Annotated in this window: 20 protein-coding genes; all 20 read left to right on the forward strand. The window is 70.6% G+C overall.

The features are described from left to right. Position 1: 1 nt before the first annotated feature. The 20 genes from ACZYRU_RS13360 to ACZYRU_RS13455 all read left to right on the forward strand — a co-directional run bounded on the left by ACZYRU_RS13360 (position 2) and on the right by ACZYRU_RS13455 (position 19,150). Positions 2–775: a signal peptidase I gene (locus tag ACZYRU_RS13360; protein WP_488957574.1), complete on the forward strand. Its 774-nt coding sequence runs from the start codon at positions 2–4 to the stop codon at positions 773–775. Continuing rightward, on the forward strand, positions 772–1,437 hold the full coding sequence (locus ACZYRU_RS13365) for an LPXTG cell wall anchor domain-containing protein (protein WP_488957575.1): 666 nt from the start codon (positions 772–774) through the stop codon (positions 1,435–1,437). The genes ACZYRU_RS13360 and ACZYRU_RS13365 overlap by 4 nt, the downstream gene beginning before the upstream one ends. Further along, positions 1,430–2,044, forward strand: a complete 615-nt coding sequence (locus ACZYRU_RS13370; protein ID WP_488957576.1) for a SipW-dependent-type signal peptide-containing protein — start codon at positions 1,430–1,432, stop codon at positions 2,042–2,044. The genes ACZYRU_RS13365 and ACZYRU_RS13370 overlap by 8 nt, the downstream gene beginning before the upstream one ends. Continuing rightward, positions 2,041–3,372 (forward strand): signal peptidase I, encoded by a 1,332-nt coding sequence (locus ACZYRU_RS13375; protein WP_488957577.1) that lies wholly within the window; start codon positions 2,041–2,043, stop codon positions 3,370–3,372. The genes ACZYRU_RS13370 and ACZYRU_RS13375 overlap by 4 nt, the downstream gene beginning before the upstream one ends. Before the next feature lie 50 nt (positions 3,373–3,422). Next, positions 3,423–4,058, forward strand: a complete 636-nt coding sequence (locus tag ACZYRU_RS13380) for a hypothetical protein (protein ID WP_488957578.1) — start codon at positions 3,423–3,425, stop codon at positions 4,056–4,058. A 76-nt stretch (positions 4,059–4,134) separates the two neighbouring features. Then, a complete protein-coding gene (locus tag ACZYRU_RS13385) occupies positions 4,135–4,767 on the forward strand; it encodes a hypothetical protein (protein WP_488957579.1) in 633 nt (210 codons plus the stop codon). Next, complete coding sequence (locus ACZYRU_RS13390) at positions 4,764–6,143, forward strand: LamG-like jellyroll fold domain-containing protein (protein ID WP_488957580.1); 1,380 nt, start codon at positions 4,764–4,766, stop codon at positions 6,141–6,143. Before ACZYRU_RS13385 ends, ACZYRU_RS13390 begins: the two co-directional genes overlap by 4 nt. Next, positions 6,140–6,988 (forward strand): S26 family signal peptidase, encoded by an 849-nt coding sequence (locus ACZYRU_RS13395; protein WP_488957581.1) that lies wholly within the window; start codon positions 6,140–6,142, stop codon positions 6,986–6,988. The genes ACZYRU_RS13390 and ACZYRU_RS13395 overlap by 4 nt, the downstream gene beginning before the upstream one ends. Beyond that, entirely contained in the window at positions 6,954–7,526 is a 573-nt protein-coding gene (pdxT, locus tag ACZYRU_RS13400; protein WP_488957582.1) for a pyridoxal 5'-phosphate synthase glutaminase subunit PdxT, read from the forward strand. Before ACZYRU_RS13395 ends, pdxT begins: the two co-directional genes overlap by 35 nt. Before the next feature lie 68 nt (positions 7,527–7,594). Then, positions 7,595–8,536 (forward strand): acyltransferase family protein, encoded by a 942-nt coding sequence (locus tag ACZYRU_RS13405; RefSeq protein WP_488957583.1) that lies wholly within the window; start codon positions 7,595–7,597, stop codon positions 8,534–8,536. Beyond that, a complete protein-coding gene (locus tag ACZYRU_RS13410) occupies positions 8,452–9,219 on the forward strand; it encodes a YebC/PmpR family DNA-binding transcriptional regulator (RefSeq protein ID WP_488957584.1) in 768 nt (255 codons plus the stop codon). Before ACZYRU_RS13405 ends, ACZYRU_RS13410 begins: the two co-directional genes overlap by 85 nt. A gap of 80 nt (positions 9,220–9,299) precedes the next feature. Next, positions 9,300–9,842 carry a crossover junction endodeoxyribonuclease RuvC gene (gene ruvC, locus ACZYRU_RS13415; protein ID WP_488957585.1) on the forward strand — a complete coding sequence of 181 codons (543 nt, stop codon included), beginning with the start codon at positions 9,300–9,302 and terminating at the stop codon, positions 9,840–9,842. Further along, positions 9,839–10,432 (forward strand): Holliday junction branch migration protein RuvA, encoded by a 594-nt coding sequence (ruvA, locus tag ACZYRU_RS13420; protein WP_488957586.1) that lies wholly within the window; start codon positions 9,839–9,841, stop codon positions 10,430–10,432. The genes ruvC and ruvA overlap by 4 nt, the downstream gene beginning before the upstream one ends. 11 nt (positions 10,433–10,443) lie before the next feature. Continuing rightward, positions 10,444–11,523 carry a Holliday junction branch migration DNA helicase RuvB gene (ruvB, locus tag ACZYRU_RS13425; protein WP_488957587.1) on the forward strand — a complete coding sequence of 360 codons (1,080 nt, stop codon included), beginning with the start codon at positions 10,444–10,446 and terminating at the stop codon, positions 11,521–11,523. A 141-nt stretch (positions 11,524–11,664) separates the two neighbouring features. Continuing rightward, a complete protein-coding gene (gene yajC / locus ACZYRU_RS13430; RefSeq protein ID WP_488957588.1) occupies positions 11,665–12,000 on the forward strand; it encodes a preprotein translocase subunit YajC in 336 nt (111 codons plus the stop codon). A gap of 2 nt (positions 12,001–12,002) precedes the next feature. Beyond that, positions 12,003–13,844: a protein translocase subunit SecD gene (secD, locus tag ACZYRU_RS13435; RefSeq protein WP_488957589.1), complete on the forward strand. Its 1,842-nt coding sequence runs from the start codon at positions 12,003–12,005 to the stop codon at positions 13,842–13,844. Further along, positions 13,844–15,112, forward strand: a complete 1,269-nt coding sequence (secF, locus tag ACZYRU_RS13440) for a protein translocase subunit SecF (RefSeq protein WP_488957590.1) — start codon at positions 13,844–13,846, stop codon at positions 15,110–15,112. The genes secD and secF overlap by 1 nt, the downstream gene beginning before the upstream one ends. 4 nt (positions 15,113–15,116) lie before the next feature. Further along, positions 15,117–15,677 (forward strand): adenine phosphoribosyltransferase, encoded by a 561-nt coding sequence (locus ACZYRU_RS13445; protein ID WP_488957591.1) that lies wholly within the window; start codon positions 15,117–15,119, stop codon positions 15,675–15,677. A 21-nt stretch (positions 15,678–15,698) separates the two neighbouring features. Then, on the forward strand, positions 15,699–18,008 hold the full coding sequence (locus ACZYRU_RS13450; protein ID WP_488957592.1) for a RelA/SpoT family protein: 2,310 nt from the start codon (positions 15,699–15,701) through the stop codon (positions 18,006–18,008). A gap of 305 nt (positions 18,009–18,313) precedes the next feature. Then, on the forward strand, positions 18,314–19,150 hold the full coding sequence (locus tag ACZYRU_RS13455; RefSeq protein ID WP_488957593.1) for a hypothetical protein: 837 nt from the start codon (positions 18,314–18,316) through the stop codon (positions 19,148–19,150). Positions 19,151–19,241 lie beyond the last annotated feature (91 nt).

The raw sequence follows: 19,241 nt of genomic DNA on the forward strand, positions 1-19,241 counted from the left end.
CATGCGTCCAGTCCTCGGGTGGATCGGTCAGGTCGTTGCCTGGCTCGTGATCCTCGGTGTGGTGCTGGTGCTGGCGGTCGCGGTGCTTGTTCCGCGACTCGCCGGCGCCACGCCCTACACCGTGCTCACGGGCTCGATGCGGCCCGACTACCCGCCGGGGACCCTGGTGGTGGTCAAGCCGATCGACACCGAGGACCTGCGGCGCGGGGACGTGGCGACGTACCAGATCGAGTCCGGTGAGCCAGCGGTGGCGACCCACCGGATCACCGGCATCGGCGTCAACCTGAAGGGCGAGCGCACGTTCACCTTCCAGGGCGACGCCAACGACGCTCCCGACCCGGACCCGGTCCTTCCGGTCCAGGTCAAGGGCAGGGTCTGGTACTCGGTGCCCTACCTCGGCCATCTCAACAACGCACTGAACGGAACGCAGCGCCAGGTGGCGGTGTGGGTCGTGGCAGGCCTGCTGATCGGGTACGCCGCGTTCATGTTCGTCAGTGGCCTACGGGATCGTCGGCGCAGGCCGGCGCAGGGAACACCGGATGCCGGAGACACCGAGGACGCGCCGCAAGGTGGGCCGTCGAAGGATCCGGACGAGGGCGAACGATGGAGTCCGCGACCGGCCACGACCGTACGGCCCGCTCGGCACGGACCGTCTCGCTCGGGCGTCGGCATCGCCTCACTGGCGCTGGTCACGCTCGCCATCTGCTTGATCCGGCTCGGCCGCGGCCGATCCGACCACACGAACGATTCATCTCGAGGAGAGCTCACGTCATGATCCGCCGGCTCGCAGCCGTCCTCGCCGCCACTGTGGCAGTGGTGGCGACGACGAGCGCGCCCGCGCGCGCCGACGGCGAGCTCGGGCTGAGCACCGACGGCGTCAGCTGGGCCTCGGAGCTCACCACCCCGCTCTTCGCACCGACCTCCCGGATCGTTCCGGGCGACGTCGAGGTCCGCTCCTTCCAGGCTCGCAACCAGGGACCGAGCGTCGGCATCCTCACCGTCGACGTCCTGTCCAGCGACCCCGACGGGCTGCTGGCGTCGTCCGACCTGGACCTCGAGGCCAAGGTGGGCAATGGTCCCTGGCAACCGGTCGCGGTCGGCACCACGAGGGCCGCAACCCGGCTGAAGGTGCCGCGCGGACGACAGGTCGAGGTCGACCTTCGAGCGAGCTTCGACTGGGCATCCACGCGCCGGGTCCAGTCCGTGCCGTTCTCGGTCCGGCTCACGCTGTCCGAGTCCGGCTCGGTCGCGGGCGAAGAAGCAGGCAAGGGCGACAAGGGCAGCAAGGGCGAGGTCGGTGGAGCCGAGGACGGGTTGCCGGACACCGGCTCCTCGATCAGTCCGGGGCTGGTCGCGCTCGGCGCCGCCCTGGTCGGGGCCGGGCTGGCCCTGGTGCGCCGTCGCGGCCGGCGTGAGGACGGGGACTGCCATGCATGAGTCCTGCCCGCGGCACCGCGCCCGACGGGCCCGTTGGTTCGGCCGCGGCCGAACCCGCGCACTGCTCGCCGCCGGCATGCTGCTCGGCGTCGGTGCGGTCGGCACGTCGGCGTACTGGAGCTCCAGCACGCAGATCCCGGGCGCAAGCATCACGGCTGGAGAGATCCACATCGACCTCGGTACGAGCCCGCCGCGCACGAAGCCCGAGACCTACACCTGGGGCCAGATGGGGGCCGACGTCAACCCGGGCGAGTCCCGGGCCCGGATCCTCAGGGTGAGCAACAACAGCCGAGGCGCGCTCCGGTTCTCCTACACGTTGAGTGCGACGGCCACCGACAACGCGTTGGGCAACGCGCTCAAGGTCACGGTGATCCGGGGCGGCACCAGCAACGGCACGACCTGCGCGACGGCGCCCGGGAGCAGCACACCCATCTCGAACGCAGGCTTCCCGATCGCGGCGACGAGCGTCGGCACGCTCACCTCGACGGCCGCGACGCCCTACGACGACCTCTGCATCCAGGTGAGCCGTCCTACCGGTACGCCAGCTGCCGGCGGGCTGACCGCGAACCTCAACTTCGTCCTCGCCGCAACCCAGGTGGTTTCATGATCAGCCTGCAACGCGTCGGTCGCGAGGCCGTGCTGTGGACCGGAGGAGCCCTCGGCACGCTGTGCCTCGCCGGCTTCCTCGCCGGATGGCTCCTCCACGTCACGCCCCTCGTCTTCGTCTCGGGATCGATGAGCCCGACCTACGAGGCCGGTGCCGTCGGGATCGCCCGCGAGGTGCCCGCGAGCCGGCTCGAGGTCGGCGACGTCGTCAGCGTCGTCAACGCCGCCGGCAACCGCGTGACGCACCGGGTGGTGGCCACGACTCCGTCGGATGCCGGCGTGGCGCTGACCCTGAAGGGCGACACGAACAACCTTCCCGACGACGAGACCTACGACGTCGCCACGGCGGACCGGGTCGTCTTCGGAGTCCCGTACGTCGGCTACGTGCTCAACGCGGCAACGACGCCGTTCGGCCTGCTGGTCATGGCGCTGATCGCCTTCGGTTCGGTGGCGCTCGGGTTCGGACGTCGTGACGGCGATGCACCACGTCACGGCCGCACCCGTCTCCTGCTGCCCACCGGAGTCGCCTCGCTCGTGGCTCTCGGCGGGGTGGTCGGCGTGAGCGGCGGCGCGCCGTGGGCCTTCACCTCCGCGGTCTGGACCGACAGCGCGACCGCGACGTCCTCCATCGGAGCCGTCGCCACCGACACGACGCCTCCGGTGCTGAGCGACCCGCGCCCCAGCGGCGGCGCGAGCGCGAGCACGTGGAGTGGCATCGACTGCGCGGACTCGGGCTCTGGGGTATCGCAGCTGTGTGTCACGGCAACCGACGCGGGTGGGTCGGGGATTGCCTCTGTCTCCGTCAAGCTGGTCCGCACGAGCAGCAACGAGTGCTGGAACGGCACGGCTTGGGTGTCCGGCACCGGCTGCGCCGCGCAGACGATGACGGTGCTGACCGGCAACCAGTACCGGACCTCCGGCCTGACAGCAGCGTTGATGTCGACGGGCACATACCGGGCGACCTACGTCGCGAGCGACGGAGCGGCGAACCCGGCCACGCCGCTGACCGTCGACTTCGCCGTTCAGCCTGCGCCAACGATGACGAGCTGCGTCGGCAACGGAAACGGCAGCACCAACGGCTTCACCATCGGATGGAGCTGGTCGGGCACCGCGACGACGTCATTCAAGGTGTACTTCAACAGTAGCCCGACGCGTAGCGCCGTGACCGTCACGGCCAGCGGCCCGTCCTACTCCTACACGACTGTCGGCATCAACGCGGAGAACGGCACGTTCCAGGTGGCGGCGATCATCGACGGGATCGAGTCCCCGAAGTCGAACGGGTGGAACTACACGGCACAGGGCGGCAAGTCCTGCACCGTCGTCCCGTAGTCACCGGGCGAAAGTCCTCAGTCGGTTCGTCGGCGCGCCGATGAAGGGGCATGACCACCCCGCGTCCCCGTGACCGGCGGCGTCGCCGGAGCCTCGTGCTCGCCGCCGCTGGGGCGACGGCTGCGGTCATCCTGGTGCTCGGGGTCAGTGGCACCCTGTCCAGCTGGACCAGGGCGATCATCACCAACGACGACAACACCGTCGAGGCGGCGCAGTCGCTGGTCCTGCAGGAGACCGGGCCCGGCAACGTCGTGTGCACCTCCACCGACGGGGGCGGGTCGGGCAACAGTGCGACCTGCTCGACGATCGACAAGTACGGCGGCACCGCGGTCCCGCTCGGGCCCGGTGACCACCAGACGGTGACCGTCAGCCTCGAGAACACCGGCACCGGGACCGGCGCCCTGACGCTGACGCCCGGCACCTGCGTCACCTCCGCCGGCAGTCCCGCAGCATCGGTCGACCTGTGCGACGTCGCCACGGTCACCGTCGTCTGCACCACGCCGAGCACCGTCGACACGACGGCCACGCCGGTCGCCCTGTCCGCACTCGCGGAGCTCCCGGTCGTGACCACGCTGGCCGCGGGGGAGTCCACCGACTGCACCTTCGACGTCGCCCTGCCCGCCTCCGCCTCACCGCAGGTCGGCGGCCAGGTCGCTACTCAACCGCTGGTCTGGACGTTGAGCTGAGGAGGCTCGCATGGCACCGCACGCATCCCGCAGGCACGCCAACCGTCGACGTCTCCGTCCAGGCCCGAGGGGCCTCGTGCTCGGTGCCTGTGCGCTGGCCGCCGTACTGCTCGGCCTGAGCGTCAGCGGCACCCTGTCCGACTGGACCAGCGCGATCATCTCCAACAGCACGAACACCGTCGCCAGCAGCACCGCGGTGATCCTGCAGGAGGTCGGCCCCGACGGGACCGTCGCACACGCCTCGCAGACCTGTCGTTCGAGCGACGGGGCCGCGAACAGCGCGACCTGCACCACGATCAACAAGTACGGCGGCACCACCGCCCCGCTGAGCCCCGGCGGCAGCCAGGTCACCGACGTCGTCTTCACCAACCTGGGCGCGGCCAACGCGTCCAGCTTCGTGCTCACGCCGGGCACCTGCGCGTCCACCCCGTCGACGGGGACGCCGACGCCCAACAACCTCTGCACCACCGACCTCACGGTCGCCGTCAGCTGCTCCAACGGCTCGACGTACGCCGGCGGCTCGGCCTGGACCGACCTCGTCTACCCGGCCGGAGCGGCCGCGAGCATGCCCACGCTGACCCACGCCGCAGGGCTCGCCTCCGGCGCGTCCGCGACCTGCCGGTTCACCGTCGCGCTGCCCGCCAACGCATCGGTGCTCGACCAGGGGCTGACGGTGAGCCACCCCTTGAGCTGGACACTGAACAAGTGACCCGGCCGGGCCGGTGGACGCTCCTCGTCGGGGGAGTCGCGCTGCTCGGCCTGGCCGCGGGAACCTCGGGAACCTTGTCCGGCTGGACCGTCGGGTCGGTCGCCAACGCCACGGACACCACGGCCGTCGGGTCCCTGTCGGTCACCCACGCCTACGGCGCGACCACGTGCGCCGGCGGCCCACGCACGGCTGCGGTGGCCTGCGGCCCGACCCTCACCCCGGCCGCGGGCGCCCCGGCCAGCAGCACCGATGCCATCACCAACACCAGCGGCCGGGCGATCACGCAGAGCCTGACCGCCGCTTCCTGCGCGCCCGTGCGCCATGCCAACACCCAGCAGGCGAGCGACCCGATGCTGCCGCGCAACAGCGTCGCCTTCCGGCAGGCCGACCCGTGGGGAACGACGTCGGCGGCCGCGTTCAGCGGATCCGGGTACGCGACCGACATCGTCGGCACCAACGGCTCGGGACTGCTCGGGCTGCTGTCCAACAGCTACACGATCGGTGTCTGGTTCAAGGCGGCGGACAGCCAGGGCGGCGGCCTGTTCAGCCTCGACGCGAGCCTGGCCAACGCGACCTCCGCGACCGGCAACCCGATGGTCTGGCTCGACAGCACCGGGCACGTGAGCTTCTCGGCCAACGGCACCCTGGGCCTCAACGTCACCGGAGCCAGCCCGGCGTCGTACTCCTCCGGCTGGCACCTCGCCGTGCTCACCGTCGACACCACCGGCGTGATCACCCTGACCAAGACCGTGAAGCTGTACGTCGACGGCGCCCTCGTGGCCTCGGGCTCCGGCCTCACCCTCCTGACCAGCACCACCGGCTACTGGCACCTGGGCTGGGCGGACTTCACCAGCCTCACGGCCCCGACGTCGACGTACTTCCACGGCTCGCTCGCCGGTGCGTTCGTCAACCAGAGCACCGCACTCAGCGCAGCGACGGTGTCGTCCCTCTACACGGCGGACACGGCGACCGCCTACCGGACGACCGCGACCGGGCTCAGCGGCACCGCCTCGCTCTGGATGCTGGACGACGACGGCGTGACGACGTACGGCGGCACCCTGCCCGGCGCCATGGCGAACCCGTGCAGCCAGGTCAACGTCAGCCTCACCTTCACGAACCCGGCCGCGGCCGTCGCGTCGACCAGCCTCACCAACCTGGTCGCCCCCGGCAACAACCCCCGCACCATCGCGGCACCGGCCGCGGGCCAGAGCCAGGGACTGACGGTGAGCACCACCCGCGGGGCCGGCTACAGCACCGACATCACCGGCCTGCGGCTCCACGTCCCGCTGACCTTCACCTACGGCACCAGCCCCGCCTCCGGTTGGACGATGGCGCTGCAGTGGAGTGGCGACCCCGGGGACGTGTTCCTCGCATGAGCACCCACCGGCTGCTCGTCGCCCTGCACTGGTCGCTGCTGGCCGTGCTCGTGGCGGGGGTGGTCGCGGCCGGTGCCTGGCGGTTGGACGGCGGGCGGTGGGAGCGGGTCGAGACCGCGTCGATGGGCACCGTCGCGCCGGTCAACACGCTGCTGTGGGTCGAGCCCGTGGACCCGACCACCCTGCGGGTGGGGGACTTCGTCACCTTCCACCCGCCCGGCCACGACGAGGTCAGCTACAGCCACCGGATCGCCGCCGTCCACGCCGACGGCACCTTCGAGACCCAGGGCGAGATCACCTCCCGCGACCCGTGGCGGCTGACCGCCGACGACATGGTCGGCCGGGTCGTGATGCGCTGGTACGGCGTCGGCTGGCTGGTCGTCGCCGCCCCCGTGCTCCTCGCCGGCGGGCTGCTGCTCTGGCTCGTCGTGGTCTCGCTCCGGGACCGCTCGTGGCGACTGCCGGTCGCCATCGTCGGCACCGCGCTCGTGCTGAGCGTCGCGATCGTCGTGCACCGGCCGCTGGTCCGCGCCCAGGAGCTCGGGTTCGGCGAGGTGCCGGGCGGTGCGCGGGCGACGTACGTGGCCACCGGGCTGGCCCCGGTCCGCCTCCAGGCCCACCGCGGCCCCCACGTCGACCTGCACGACGGCGAGGTCGGCTCGGTGCTCATCACGCACCGTGACCGCGAGGGACGCTACGGCATCGCGATGAGCCCGCGGATCCCGTTCTGGTGGTGGATCGTGCTCGTCGCGGCCTGCTTCGTGCCCTCGCTGGGGAGCCTCGCGAGGCCCGGCCCTAGGATCGGTGTCCATGCCCTCGATCGGAGTCTTCGCGCTGCAAGGTGACGTGCGCGAGCACCTCCAGACCCTCACCGCCCTCGGCGCCGATGCCTTCTCCGTACGCCGCCCGGCCGAGCTCGAGCGCTGCGACGGCCTCGTGCTCCCGGGGGGTGAGTCGACCACCATGGCCAAGCTGGCCCGGACCTTCGAGCTGCTCGAGCCGCTGCGTGCCCGGGTGCGCGACGGCATGCCGACCTTCGGTACCTGCGCCGGGATGATCCTGCTGGCCGACCGGATCGAGGGCGGCACGGCCGACCAGGAGACCATCGGCGGGCTCGACGTGACCGTGCGACGCAACGCGTTCGGCCGCCAGGTCGACTCGTTCGAGGCCGACCTGCCCTTCGCCGGTCTCGCCGACCCGGTGCACGCCGTGTTCATCCGCGCCCCGTGGGTCGAGCGGACCGGACCCGACGTCGAGGTGCTCGCCGCGTCGCAGGGCCACCCGGTCGCCGTACGCCAGGGACACCTGATGGCGACCTCGTTCCACCCGGAGGTCGACGGCGACGGACGGGTGCACCGGTACTTCCTCGACCTCGTCGGGTAGTCGCGTCGTTCAGCCGTCGTTCCCGGTGTCGTCGCCGGGACGACGTCGCGGCACGCCATCGTCGCCGGGTGCGCCAGCAGTGGATGGACGGGATGCGCGGCCTCGCCATCGTCGCGGTCGTGCTGTTCCACGCGGAGCTCGTGGCCGGCCCCCTGCTGTGGCTGTCCGAGGTCAACCAGGAGCTGGCCCACGTCCGGATGCCGCTGCTGATGGGCCTGTCCGGCCTGCTGCTTGCCCGGTCGCTCGCGAAGGGACCGCGGCGCCACCTGGCCGGAAAGGCGCGCGCGGTCCTGTGGCCGTACGTCGTCTGGGCGAGCCTCGACCTCACCCAGGTCTGCGTCCACCTGCTCGCGACCGGGGAGCCGCTGCCGCCCGACCTCGCCCGGCTGGCGGTCTACAACCCGTCGGGCTACCTGTGGTTCCTCGCCTTCCTGTTCTGCTACCACGTGCTCGCCACACCGCTGCCGCCCTCGTTGCGCAGCGTCGCGGGGCCTGCGCTGGTGGTCCTCGGCAGCACCGTGGAGCCGACCGACCTGCACCGGTTCGTCACTCTCGCCGGCTGGTTCCTCCTCGGTGACCTGCTCGGCCGCGTCGTCGGGCCGCGGGTCCCGGGCGTCGTGACGGAGATCGTCGGGCGGATCCGCTGGGGGGTCCTGGGCACCATCGGGCGCCAGTCGGTCGTCTACTACGCCTGCCACCTGATCGTGATGGTGTACGCCGTCCGCCTGGTCCACCACCTCGGCGTGACCGAGCCGCGGCTGGTCGTTCCTGTGGCGGCCGTCGTACCGCTGGCGGTGGGGGCGCTGCTCGTGCGCCTGCGCCGCCGTCGCTGGGTGGACGCGCTGTTCGTGTGGCCCCGGGTAGACTCCACGGCCGGCACCGAGCAGAGCGGCGCCGATGCGTACCGAGACCAAGAGGGACGGGAATGTCTGGCCACTCCAAGTGGGCGACCACGAAGCACAAGAAGGCCGCGATCGACGCCAAGCGCGGCAAGCTCTTCGCGAAGCTGATCAAGAACATCGAGATCGCCGCGAAGATGGGTGGCCCCGACCCCACCGGCAACCCCACGCTCTTCGACGCCATCCAGAAGGCGAAGAAGCAGTCGGTGCCCAACAAGAACATCGACTCCGCGGTCAAGCGCGGCGGCGGCCTCGAGGGCGGCGGCGTCGACTACGAGACGATCATGTACGAGGTCTACGGACCCCAGGGCGTCGCGCTCCTCGTCGAGTGCCTCACCGACAACCGCAACCGCGCCGCGATGGAGGTCCGCACCGCGGTCACCCGCAACGGCGGAACCATGGCCGACCCCGGCTCGGTCTCGCGACTGTTCACCCGCAAGGGCGTGGTCGTGGTCGCCAAGAGCCAGGAGGCCAAGCAGGTCTCCGAGGACGACCTGCTCGAGGCCACCCTCGATGCGGGTGCCGAGGAGGTCGCCGACCTCGGCGACAGCTTCGAGGTCCAGTCCGAGGCCACCGACGTCGTCGCGGTCCGCTCGGCCCTGCAGGAGGCCGGCATCGACTACGACTCCGCCGAGGTGCAGTTCGTCGCGACCATGGACATCCCGGTCGCCGACCCGACCGCCGCCGGCAAGGTGTTCAAGCTGGTCGACGCGGTCGACGACCTCGACGACGTGCAGAACGTGTTCACCAACGCCGACATCCCCGACGAGGTCCTGGACCAGCTCGAGGACTGACCCGGCGTGTCCCGCCGTCGCGGCGTGACCGGGTCGTCTACCTTGGGGTCCGAACACATGTTCGGACGAAAGGTGACGACGTGCGCGTGCTCGGGATCGACCCGGGGCTGACCCGCTGCGGCCTCGGCGTGGTCGAGGGCTCGATCGGCCGTCCCCTCACGCTGGTCGACGTGAGCGTCGTGCGTACGTCGGCCCAGCTCGCTGTACCCGAGCGACTGGTGACCATCGAGCGGGGCATCGACGCCCGGCTCGACGAGTACCAGCCCGACGCGGTCGCGATCGAGCGGATCTTCGCCCGGTCCGACGTCAGCACGATCATGGGCACCGCCCAGGCCGCCGGCATCGCGATGGTGTGCGCGGCCCGGCGTGGGCTGCCCGTCGCACTGCACACGCCGAGCGAGGTGAAGGCCGCGGTGTCCGGCAACGGCCGCGCCGACAAGGCCCAGGTCGGCTCGATGGTGGCCAGGATCCTGCGGCTCGACGCGGTCCCGAAGCCGGCCGACGCCGCCGACGCGCTCGCCCTGGCCATCACCCACATCTGGCGCGGCGGGTCGCAGGCCCGTATCGACGCGGCCCTGGCGGCCGCAGGAAGGACTCCGACGATGAGAGGTACGGGTCGATGATCGCCTTCGTCCGCGGCCAGGTGGCCGCCCTGACCCTCAACAGCGCCGTCGTCGAGGTCGGGGGAGTCGGCCTCGAGCTGATGTGCACCCCCGGCACCCTCGCCCAGCTGCGCACCGGCTCCACGGCGACGCTGCCCACGAGCATGATCGTGCGCGAGGACTCGCTCACCCTCTACGGCTTCGCCGACGAGGACGAGAAGACCATCTTCGAGCTGGTCCAGACTGCCTCCGGTGTCGGACCCAAGCTCGCCCAGGCGATCGTCGCGGTGCTCTCGCCCGACGGCGTGCGCAACGCGATCGCCTCCGACGACGTCCGCACCCTCACCAAGGTGCCCGGCATCGGGCAGAAGGGCGCGCAGCGGATCATCCTCGAGCTGAAGGACCGCATCGGCGTCGCCGCCGGCAGCTCCGCCGGCAGCTCGGTCGCCGACGCGGCCTGGCGCGACCAGGTCCACCAGGGCCTGGTGGGCCTGGGCTACAACGCCAAGGACGCCGACAAGGCGGTCGACGCGGTCGCCGGCGAGGCGGGGGCGGCTCCCGACGTACGCGCGCTGCTCCGGTCTGCCCTCCGCTCGCTGTCGAAAGCCTGAGAGGCTGAGGGATGCCCTTCCACGAGGACGAGCTGGAGGCGGCGGAGGACCACCACCTCCGCTCGCTGACCGCAGCCGAGGCCGAGGGAGACGAGCGCGCGGTCGAGGCCGCGCTGCGTCCGCGCAGCCTCGACGAGGTGGTCGGCCAGTCGCGGGTGCGTGACCAGCTCGGCCTGGTCCTCGAGGCAGCCCGGCAGCGAGGGAGGGCGCCCGACCACGTGCTGCTCTCCGGCCCGCCCGGGCTCGGCAAGACCACGCTGGCGATGATCATCTCCCACGAGATGAGCGCGCCCCTGCGGATCACCAGCGGTCCCGCGATCACGCACGCCGGCGACCTCGCCGCGATCCTGTCGGGCCTGAACGAGGGCGAGGTGCTCTTCGTCGACGAGATCCACCGGATGTCGCGCCCGGCCGAGGAGATGTTGTACCTCGCCATGGAGGACTTCCGGGTCGACGTCGTGATCGGCAAGGGCCCCGGCGCGACCGCGATCCCGCTCGAGCTGCCGCCGTTCACCCTGGTCGGCGCCACCACCCGGGCCGGTCTGCTGCCCGGTCCGCTGCGCGACCGGTTCGGGTTCACCGCCCACCTCGAGTTCTACGAGCCCGACGAGCTGGACCGGATCGTGCGCCGCTCGGCCGACCTGCTCGGTGTCGACCTGGCTCCCGACGGCTCCGGCGAGATCGCCGGTCGCTCCCGCGGGACCCCGCGCATCGCCAACCGGCTGCTGCGCCGGGTCCGCGACTACGCCCAGGTGCGTGCTGACGGGGTCGTCACCCGACCGGTCGCGCAGGCTGCACTGGACCTCTACGAGGTCGACGAGCTGGGCCTCGACCGCCTCGACCGAGCCGTCCTCGATGCGCTGTGCCGGCGCTTCGGCGGGGGACCGGTCGGCGTGTCCACCCTGGCCGTCGCGGTCGGCGAGGAGCGCGAGACGGTGGAAGAGGTCGCCGAGCCCTTCCTGGTGCGCAACGGCTTCCTCGCCCGCACCCCGCGGGGTCGGATCGCGACCCCCGCTGCCTGGCTCCACCTCGGGCTGACCCCGCCCGCGCTGCCGTACGACGAGGCCGGGCCGACCCTGTTCGAGGACTGACCTGCAACGATCCGGCGCCGATCCCGCGCCGATTGTCCTGTCGATCCGTGCGGTGCAAGGGTCCGTGGCTACACTGACCGGCGGTCCCGGGGACGGCTTCGTCCTGCGGTGTCCGTCCGTGCCCTTTGGAGAGGTTTGTCTGTGAAAGACCTTGCGTCACTGCTGCCGATCGTGGCGATCGCGGCCATCTTCTGGCTGCTGATCATCCGCCCCGCCTCGCGCCAGCGCAAGGAGACCGCCTCCCTGCAGGCGGCCCTCGCCGTCGGCGACGACGTGATGCTGACGTCCGGCGTCTTCGGCACCATCACGGCGGAGGCGGACGACCACCTCGAGCTCGAGATCGCCCCCGGAGTCGTGATCCGGGTGGTGCGCGGCGCGGTCGCATCCGTGCGCCGCGACGGCGAGTCGGCGCCGGACACCTCCGAGACCGACTCCCACGACCTGTCCGACCGTCCCGACGACGAAGAGGAGCGCTGAGCATGGCGTCCCGCCGTCCGCGCCCTGGGCGCCACCTGATCGTCTTCTTCCTCGGCCTGGCCGTGCTCTACGGCCTCACTGCGCTCTCGCAGGCCGGGGTCAAGGACCCCGACACGCCGTGGCGGCCCGCGCTGGGCCTCGACCTGCAGGGCGGCACCCGGATCACCCTGACCGCGCTCAAGACTCCGTCCAAGGAGAACCTGGACGAGGCGCGCCGGATCATCGACCAGCGCGTCAACGGCTCCGGTGTCGCCGAGGCCGCGGTCACCACCCAGGGCGGCCGCAACATCGTGGTCGAGGTCCCCGGCAAGACCAAGAACCGCAACCAGCTCGAGGAGACGGTCAAGCGCCAGGCGCAGCTCCGCTTCCGCCTGGTCGCCTGCTCCGACCAGCGCCCCGCGTCGTGCGACACCTCCGGTGCCAGCACCAGCGGCATGGGTCTGGGCCGCGCGCCGCTGTCGCTCGCCGAGGACGACCCGACCGACACGCCGTCGGACACCCCCTCTGACGCCGCCACCGACACCGCGTCGGGCGCCCCGGCCACCGACGCCCCGGCCACCGACACCCCGAGCGGTACGCCGACCGACGGCGCGACCGGTACGCCGACCGCCGACGACCCGGGCGGCGACGGCAAGGCGTGGACCGTGAAGGACGACATCGCCTGGTCCCGCAGCCCCGACCAGGCCGCGATCGCCCTGTTCAACAGCTACACCTGTGACGCCAAGGGCGTCGTGGTCGACGCCGACGGCAAGCCCGCCGACCAGGTCGACGACCCGGACAAGCCGCTCGTGGCGTGCTCGGAGCCCGAGAAGGACGCCAAGGGCAAGCTGACGACCCCGCCGATCAAGTTCCTGCTGAGCCGGTCCGTGGTCGAGGGAACCGAGCTCGACAACGCCAGCGCCCAGACCCCGCAGAACGGTGTCGGCTGGGTCGTCGCCATCGAGATGGGCAACAGCAAGGACCGCGCGCACCCCAAGGGCTCCGCCGGCGCCTCCTCTGACTTCGAGGCCGTCTCCCGTGCCTTCGCCGGCACCGACGAGCAGTTCGCGGTCGTCCTCGACGGCACGGTGCTGACGTACCCGGTGATGAACAGCGTGATCACCGACGGTCGCTCGCAGATCGAAGGCGACTTCTCCGAGCAGGAGGCGCTCGACCTCGCCAACAGCCTCAAGTTCGGTGCGCTGCCGATCAAGTTCAACGACAAGCAGACCTCCGTCGAGGAGATCGGTCCGTCACTGGCCGGCAACCAGCTCTCCGCGGGTCTGACCGCGGGCGCCATCGGCCTCATCCTGGTGATGCTCTACTGCCTCTTCTACTACCGCGGCCTCGGTCTGGTGGTCGTGAGCTCGCTGTTCGTGGCGGCATCGATCACCTACGCGCTGGTGCTGCTGCTGAGCAAGACGGCCGGCTTCACGCTGACCCTGCCCGGTATCGCCGGCCTGGTCATCGCGGTCGGCATCACCGCCGACTCGTTCGTCATCTTCTTCGAGCGCATCCGTGACGAGATGCGTGAGGGCAAGTCGATGCGCGTCGCGGTCGAGACCGGATGGGCCCGTGCCCGCGTCACCCGCGTCGCGGCCAACACGGTCCAGATCCTCTCGGCGCTGGTGCTCTACATCTTCGCCACCGGTGCGGTGAAGGGCTTCGGCTTCGCGCTCGGCCTCACCACGCTCATCGACCTCGCGGTGCTGTTCTGGTTCACCAAGCCGATGGTGTCCTGGCTCGCGCAGTTCAAGGCGTTCAACTCCGGGCACAAGCTGTCCGGTCTCAGCAAGGAGACGCTGGGCATGGACATCACGCCCTCCCGCCCCCGTCGTACCGCCGTCACTGGAGGTGACGCCTGATGGGCAAGATGTCCCGGCTCGGCAACGAGCTGTACCAGGGCCGCAAGTCGGTCAACTTCGTCGGCAAGCCGTGGCTGTTCTACGCCATCTCCGGCACGCTGGTCGCGCTCGCGGTGCTGGTGCTCTTCGTCAAGCCGCTCAACATGGGCGTCGAGTTCACCGGCGGTACGACGGTCTCCGTGCCGGTCGGCGCCGGCAACGCCACCCAGTCGGCGGCCGACGACCTGCGCACCAAGGTCAAGGACTCGGGCATCCAGAACGCCGAGAACCCCACGGTCACGACCGAGGGCGACTCGTCGCTGGTGATCCAGGTCGAGAACCTCAGCGAGAAGCAGCGCGGCGAGATCTCGGCGCTCGTGCACGACGAGTACCCGAGCGTCAGCGACGGTGACCTGTCCGTCCAGGACATCGGTCCGAGCTGGGGCCAGGAGGTCGCCAAGCGCGCCGCCATCGGCGTCGGCATCTTCCTGCTGCTCGTCGTGCTCTTCATCTGGGGCTACTTCCGCGAGTGGCGGATGTCGGTCGCGGCGCTCGTCGCGCTGATCCACGACGTCATGCTGACCGTCGGCGTCTACGCGCTGTCGGGCTTCCAGGTGACGCCCGCGGCGGTCACCGGTGTGCTCGCGATCCTCGGCTTCTCCCTCTACGACACCGTCGTCGTGTTCGACAAGATCAAGGAGAACACCACCGTTCTCCGCAAGAACACGCAGTCGTACGCCGACGCGGCCAACCTCGCGGTCAACCAGACCCTGGTGCGCTCGATCAACACCTCGATCGTCGCGCTCATCCCGATCGGCGCGATCCTCTACGTCTCCGCCGTCCAGCTCGGTGCCAGCTCGCTGCAGGACCTCGCGCTCGCGCAGTTCGTCGGCATGGGTGTCGGCGTCTACTCGTCGGTCATGCTCGCCCCGCGCGTCCTGGTCCACCTGAAGATGCAGGAGACCGAGATGCAGGTCCAGGCGCGCCGCGCCAAGGCCAAGCAGCGCGCGCTCGCCGACCGCTACGCCTCGGTCCCGGTCGCCACCGACGACGCGCCCGTCGCCGGCCGCCGTGGTGACGACCCGGACGCGATCCCGGACGAGCTGCTCGACGAGGAGTTCGAGGTCGAGGTCGACAACATGCCGGTCGCCCGCCGGGCCGGCTCCAGCACGGACGCCGTCGGCAAGGGCCGGGTGGTCCCGACCAACACGCGTCCGGTCAACGAGAGCGGGAGCGCCGGCCGCAAGCAGCCGGTGCGCCAGGCACGGTCCAAGCGCGGCAAGAAGTAGCGCGGTGAGCGTTCGCGACGACGTCCGCGAGCGCGCGGTCGACGCCCTCACCCGGCTGGTCCGCGACATCGCGGACTTCCCCGAGCCCGGCATCGTCTTCAAGGACATCACGCCGCTGCTGGCCGATCCGGCCGGCTTCGGCGCGGTCGTCGAGGCGATGGCCGCGGCCGGGCGTGACGAGAGCGGCGCCGTCGTCGTCGACAAGGTCGTCGGCATGGAGGCCCGCGGGTTCATCCTCGCGGGCCCGGTGGCGTTGGCTCTCGGCGTCGGCTTCGCTCCGGTCCGCAAGGCCGGCAAGCTGCCGCACGACACCCACCAGGTCGACTACGCCCTGGAGTACGGCGAGGCGGTGCTCGAGCTCCACCAGGACGCCGTCGCGCCGGGGGAGCGGGTGCTGCTCGTCGACGACGTGCTCGCCACCGGCGGCACCGCGGGAGCCACCTGCGACCTGGTCCGGCGCTGCGGCGCGGAGCCGGTCGGCTTCGCCGTACTGATGGAGCTGGGGTTCCTCGACGGTCGTGCCGCACTCGGCGACGTTCCGGTGCATGCGCTGCAGCGGATCTGAGGCCAGCACTAGACTGGCGCCATGACCGAGGAGCGCACGACGCCGCGGGTGCCGGCGGCGCCCACCCCGGTCCCCAGCGAGCCCGGCGGTGGCCGCGGTGTCCGCGCCCGGCTGGCGCGGATGGGCAGCCGCAGCCAGGTCGGGAACCCGGTTCTCGAGCCGCTGTTCCGTGCGGTGCGGGCCAACCACCCGAAGGCCGATCTCCAGCTGCTGGAGCGCGCCTACCTCACCGCCGAGCGGCTGCACGCCGAGCAGAAGCGCAAGAGCGGCGACCCCTACATCACCCACCCGCTCGCGGTGACGACCATCCTCGCCGGCATCGGCATGACCGAGCCGACCCTGGTCGCCGCGCTGCTGCACGACACGGTCGAGGACACGCCGTACACCCTCGAGGAGTGTCGCCGCGACTTCGGTGACGAGGTCGCGCTGCTCGTCGACGGCGTGACCAAGCTCGACAAGGTCGTCTACGGCGACTCCGCCAACGCCGAGACGATCCGCAAGATGATCGTGGCGATGTCGCGCGACATCCGGGTGCTGGTCATCAAGCTCGCCGACCGGCTCCACAACATGCGCACGCTGCGCTTCGTCAAGCAGTCCACGCAGGAGCGCAAGGCGCGCGAGACGCTCGACATCTACGCACCGCTCGCGCACCGGCTCGGCATGAACACGATCAAGTGGGAGCTCGAGGACCTCGCCTTCGCGACCCTCCACCCGAAGATCTACGACGAGATCGTGCGCCTGGTCGCCGAGCGCGCGCCGTCGCGCGACTCCTTCCTCGCCGAGGTCATCTCCCAGGTCGAGAAGGACCTGCGCGAGGCGAAGATCAAGGCCACCGTCACCGGTCGGCCGAAGCACTACTACTCGATCTACCAGAAGATGATCGTCGGCGGCCGCGACTTCTCCGACATCTACGACCTCGTCGGCATCCGCATCCTCGTCGAGGAGGACCGCGACTGCTACGGCGTCCTCGGCGTCCTCCACTCACGGTGGAACCCGGTCCTGGGCAGGTTCAAGGACTACGTCGCGATGCCGAAGTTCAACATGTACCAGTCGCTGCACACGACGGTCATCGGTCCGCAGGGCAAGCCCGTCGAGATGCAGATCCGCACCTTCGCCCAGCACCGGCGCGCGGAGTACGGCGTCGCGGCGCACTGGAAGTACAAGGAGGACGGGCGCGCCGGCAACGACACCGACCGCCCCGGCGACCTCGACGACATGAGCTGGGTGCGCCAGCTCCTCGACTGGCAGAGCGAGGTCGAGGACCCCGGTGAGTTCCTGGAGTCGCTGCGCTTCGAGATCAACCAGGCCGAGACCTACGTCTTCACCCCGCGCGGCGACGTGATCGCGCTGCCGTCGGGCTCGACCCCCGTCGACTTCGCGTACGCCGTCCACACCGAGGTCGGCAACCGCACCATCGGCGCCCGGGTCAACGGCCGCCTGGTGCCGCTCGAGTCGACCCTCGAGAACGGCGACGTGATCGAGGTCTTCACCTCCAAGGCCGAGGGCGCCGGCCCGTCCCGCGACTGGCTGAACTTCGTGAAGTCCCAGCGCGCCCGCTCCAAGATCCGCCAGTGGTTCACCAAGGAGCGGCGCGAGGAGGCGATCGAGCGTGGCAAGGACGAGATCGCCAAGCTGATGCGCAAGGAAGGCCTGCCCCTCAAGCGCCTGCTGTCCCACGACTCGCTGACCCTGGTCGCGAGCGCCTTCCGGCTCACCGACGTCAGCGCGCTGTACGCCGCCGTCGGCGAGAGCAACCTCGGTGCGCAGACCGTCGTACGCAAGGTCATCGAGCTCCACGGCGGCGACGAGGGCGCCCAGGAGGACCTCGCCGAGGCCGTCACGATCACCGGCCGCCGCGGCCGCCCCCGCCGTCCCACGAGCGGCGACGCCGGCGTCATCGTCACCGGCTCACCCGACGTCTGGGTCAAGCTCGCCAAGTGCTGCACCCCGGTCCCACCCGACGCGATCCTCGGCTTCGTCACGAAGGGCGGGGGAGTCTCGGTGCACCGCAAGGACTGCACCAACGCATCGAGCCTGCTCGCCCAGCCCGAGAAGCTCGTCGACGTCGAGTGGGCCCCCACCGGCCAGTCGACCTTCCTGGTCAACATCCAGGTCGAGGCCCTCGACCGCTCCCGCCTCCTCTCCGACATCACCATGGTGCTCTCCGACGCCCACGTGAACATCCTGTCGGCGAACCTCACGACCTCCCGCGACCGCACGGCGAAGTCCCGGTTCACCTTCGAGATGGCCGACGCCAAGCACCTCGACACGGTCCTCAACGCCGTCCGCTCGGTCCCCGGCGTGTTCGACGCCTACCGCGTCACCCAGTAGCTGGTGGTTGCAGGGATACCCGCTTCAGCGGGTATCCCTGCGCTTCCTGACGTTTGCAACGGCCAGGAAGCGCAAGAGGTCGTCAGGAAGTCCGCGTGCAGGAGCGTTGTCCACAGGTGCGGAAATGGGTGGCCTGACCTGCTGAGGGCCTGGGCACGGTCATCCGCATGATGTTGGCGAGCAATGATCCGCGACTTCTTCAGATCGATCTCCGCCGGGACCTCCTGGCTGCGGGACACAGCGATCGCTCATTGGCGAGTGATCTCCGTTTCGGTACGAGGGAGCGTCCGCGACGGGGCGCGTACGTGGACGGGCCGACCTGGCGGTCGCTGGACGCGGAGCAGAAGTACGCAGTCCGCTGCCGAGCCGCGTACCAACAGGCGAAGACCACCGTGGCGTTGAGTCACATCTCGGCGCTGCCCTTCCACGACGCGCCCATCTGGGGCTTCGACCTCGCAGACGTGCACCTGACGCGTTCCGATGGCTTGTCGGGGCGTCGCGAATCAGGAATCCGACGTCATTGCGGCGTGATCGAGGAAGGCGATCTGGTGGACACGAACGGGATCGTGGTCACGTCTGCGGCCCGATCCGTCCTCGAAGCGTCGTTCGTGGGAGATGTGGAGTCGGGGCTCGTCGTCGCCAACCACCTGCTCCACAACGGCGCGGTCACGGCCGAGGAGCTACGCGCGAGGTACGACCGGTCCATGGACCACTGGCCGCATTCGCTGGGGACCGAGCTGGTCCTTCGACTGGCGGACCCGAGGGTGGAGTCGGTCGGCGAGTCGCGCCTGCTGTACTTCTTCTTCCGCAGGCACTTCCCCATGCCCGTGCCCCAGTTCGAGGTGCACGACGGCGAGGTCCTCATTGCTCGTCTGGACTTCGCGCTGCCAGACCACGGGATCTGGATCGAGTTCGACGGGAGGGTGAAGTACGAGCGTCACCTGCGACCGGGAGAGGCTGCGGTCGATGTCGTCCTGCGGGAGAAGCGACGCGAGGAGCAGGTGATGGAGCTGACCGGTTGGCGATGCATCCGGGTCACGTGGTCCGACCTTGCCGATCCCGCAGGTTTGGAGCGCCGGATCCGTCGTTTCATCGAGCTGGCCTCTCGAGCGCGATGGTCCTCGACGCCCCGCCCGGCCTGATCGGGGAGCGCCGCTTCCTGACTTGTCCCGGCGCTTCCTGACGGTTGCAAAGGTCAGGAAGCGCAGGGATACCCGCCTCAGCGGGTATCCC

It is taken from the genome of Nocardioides sp. F233 (assembly GCF_057813895.1).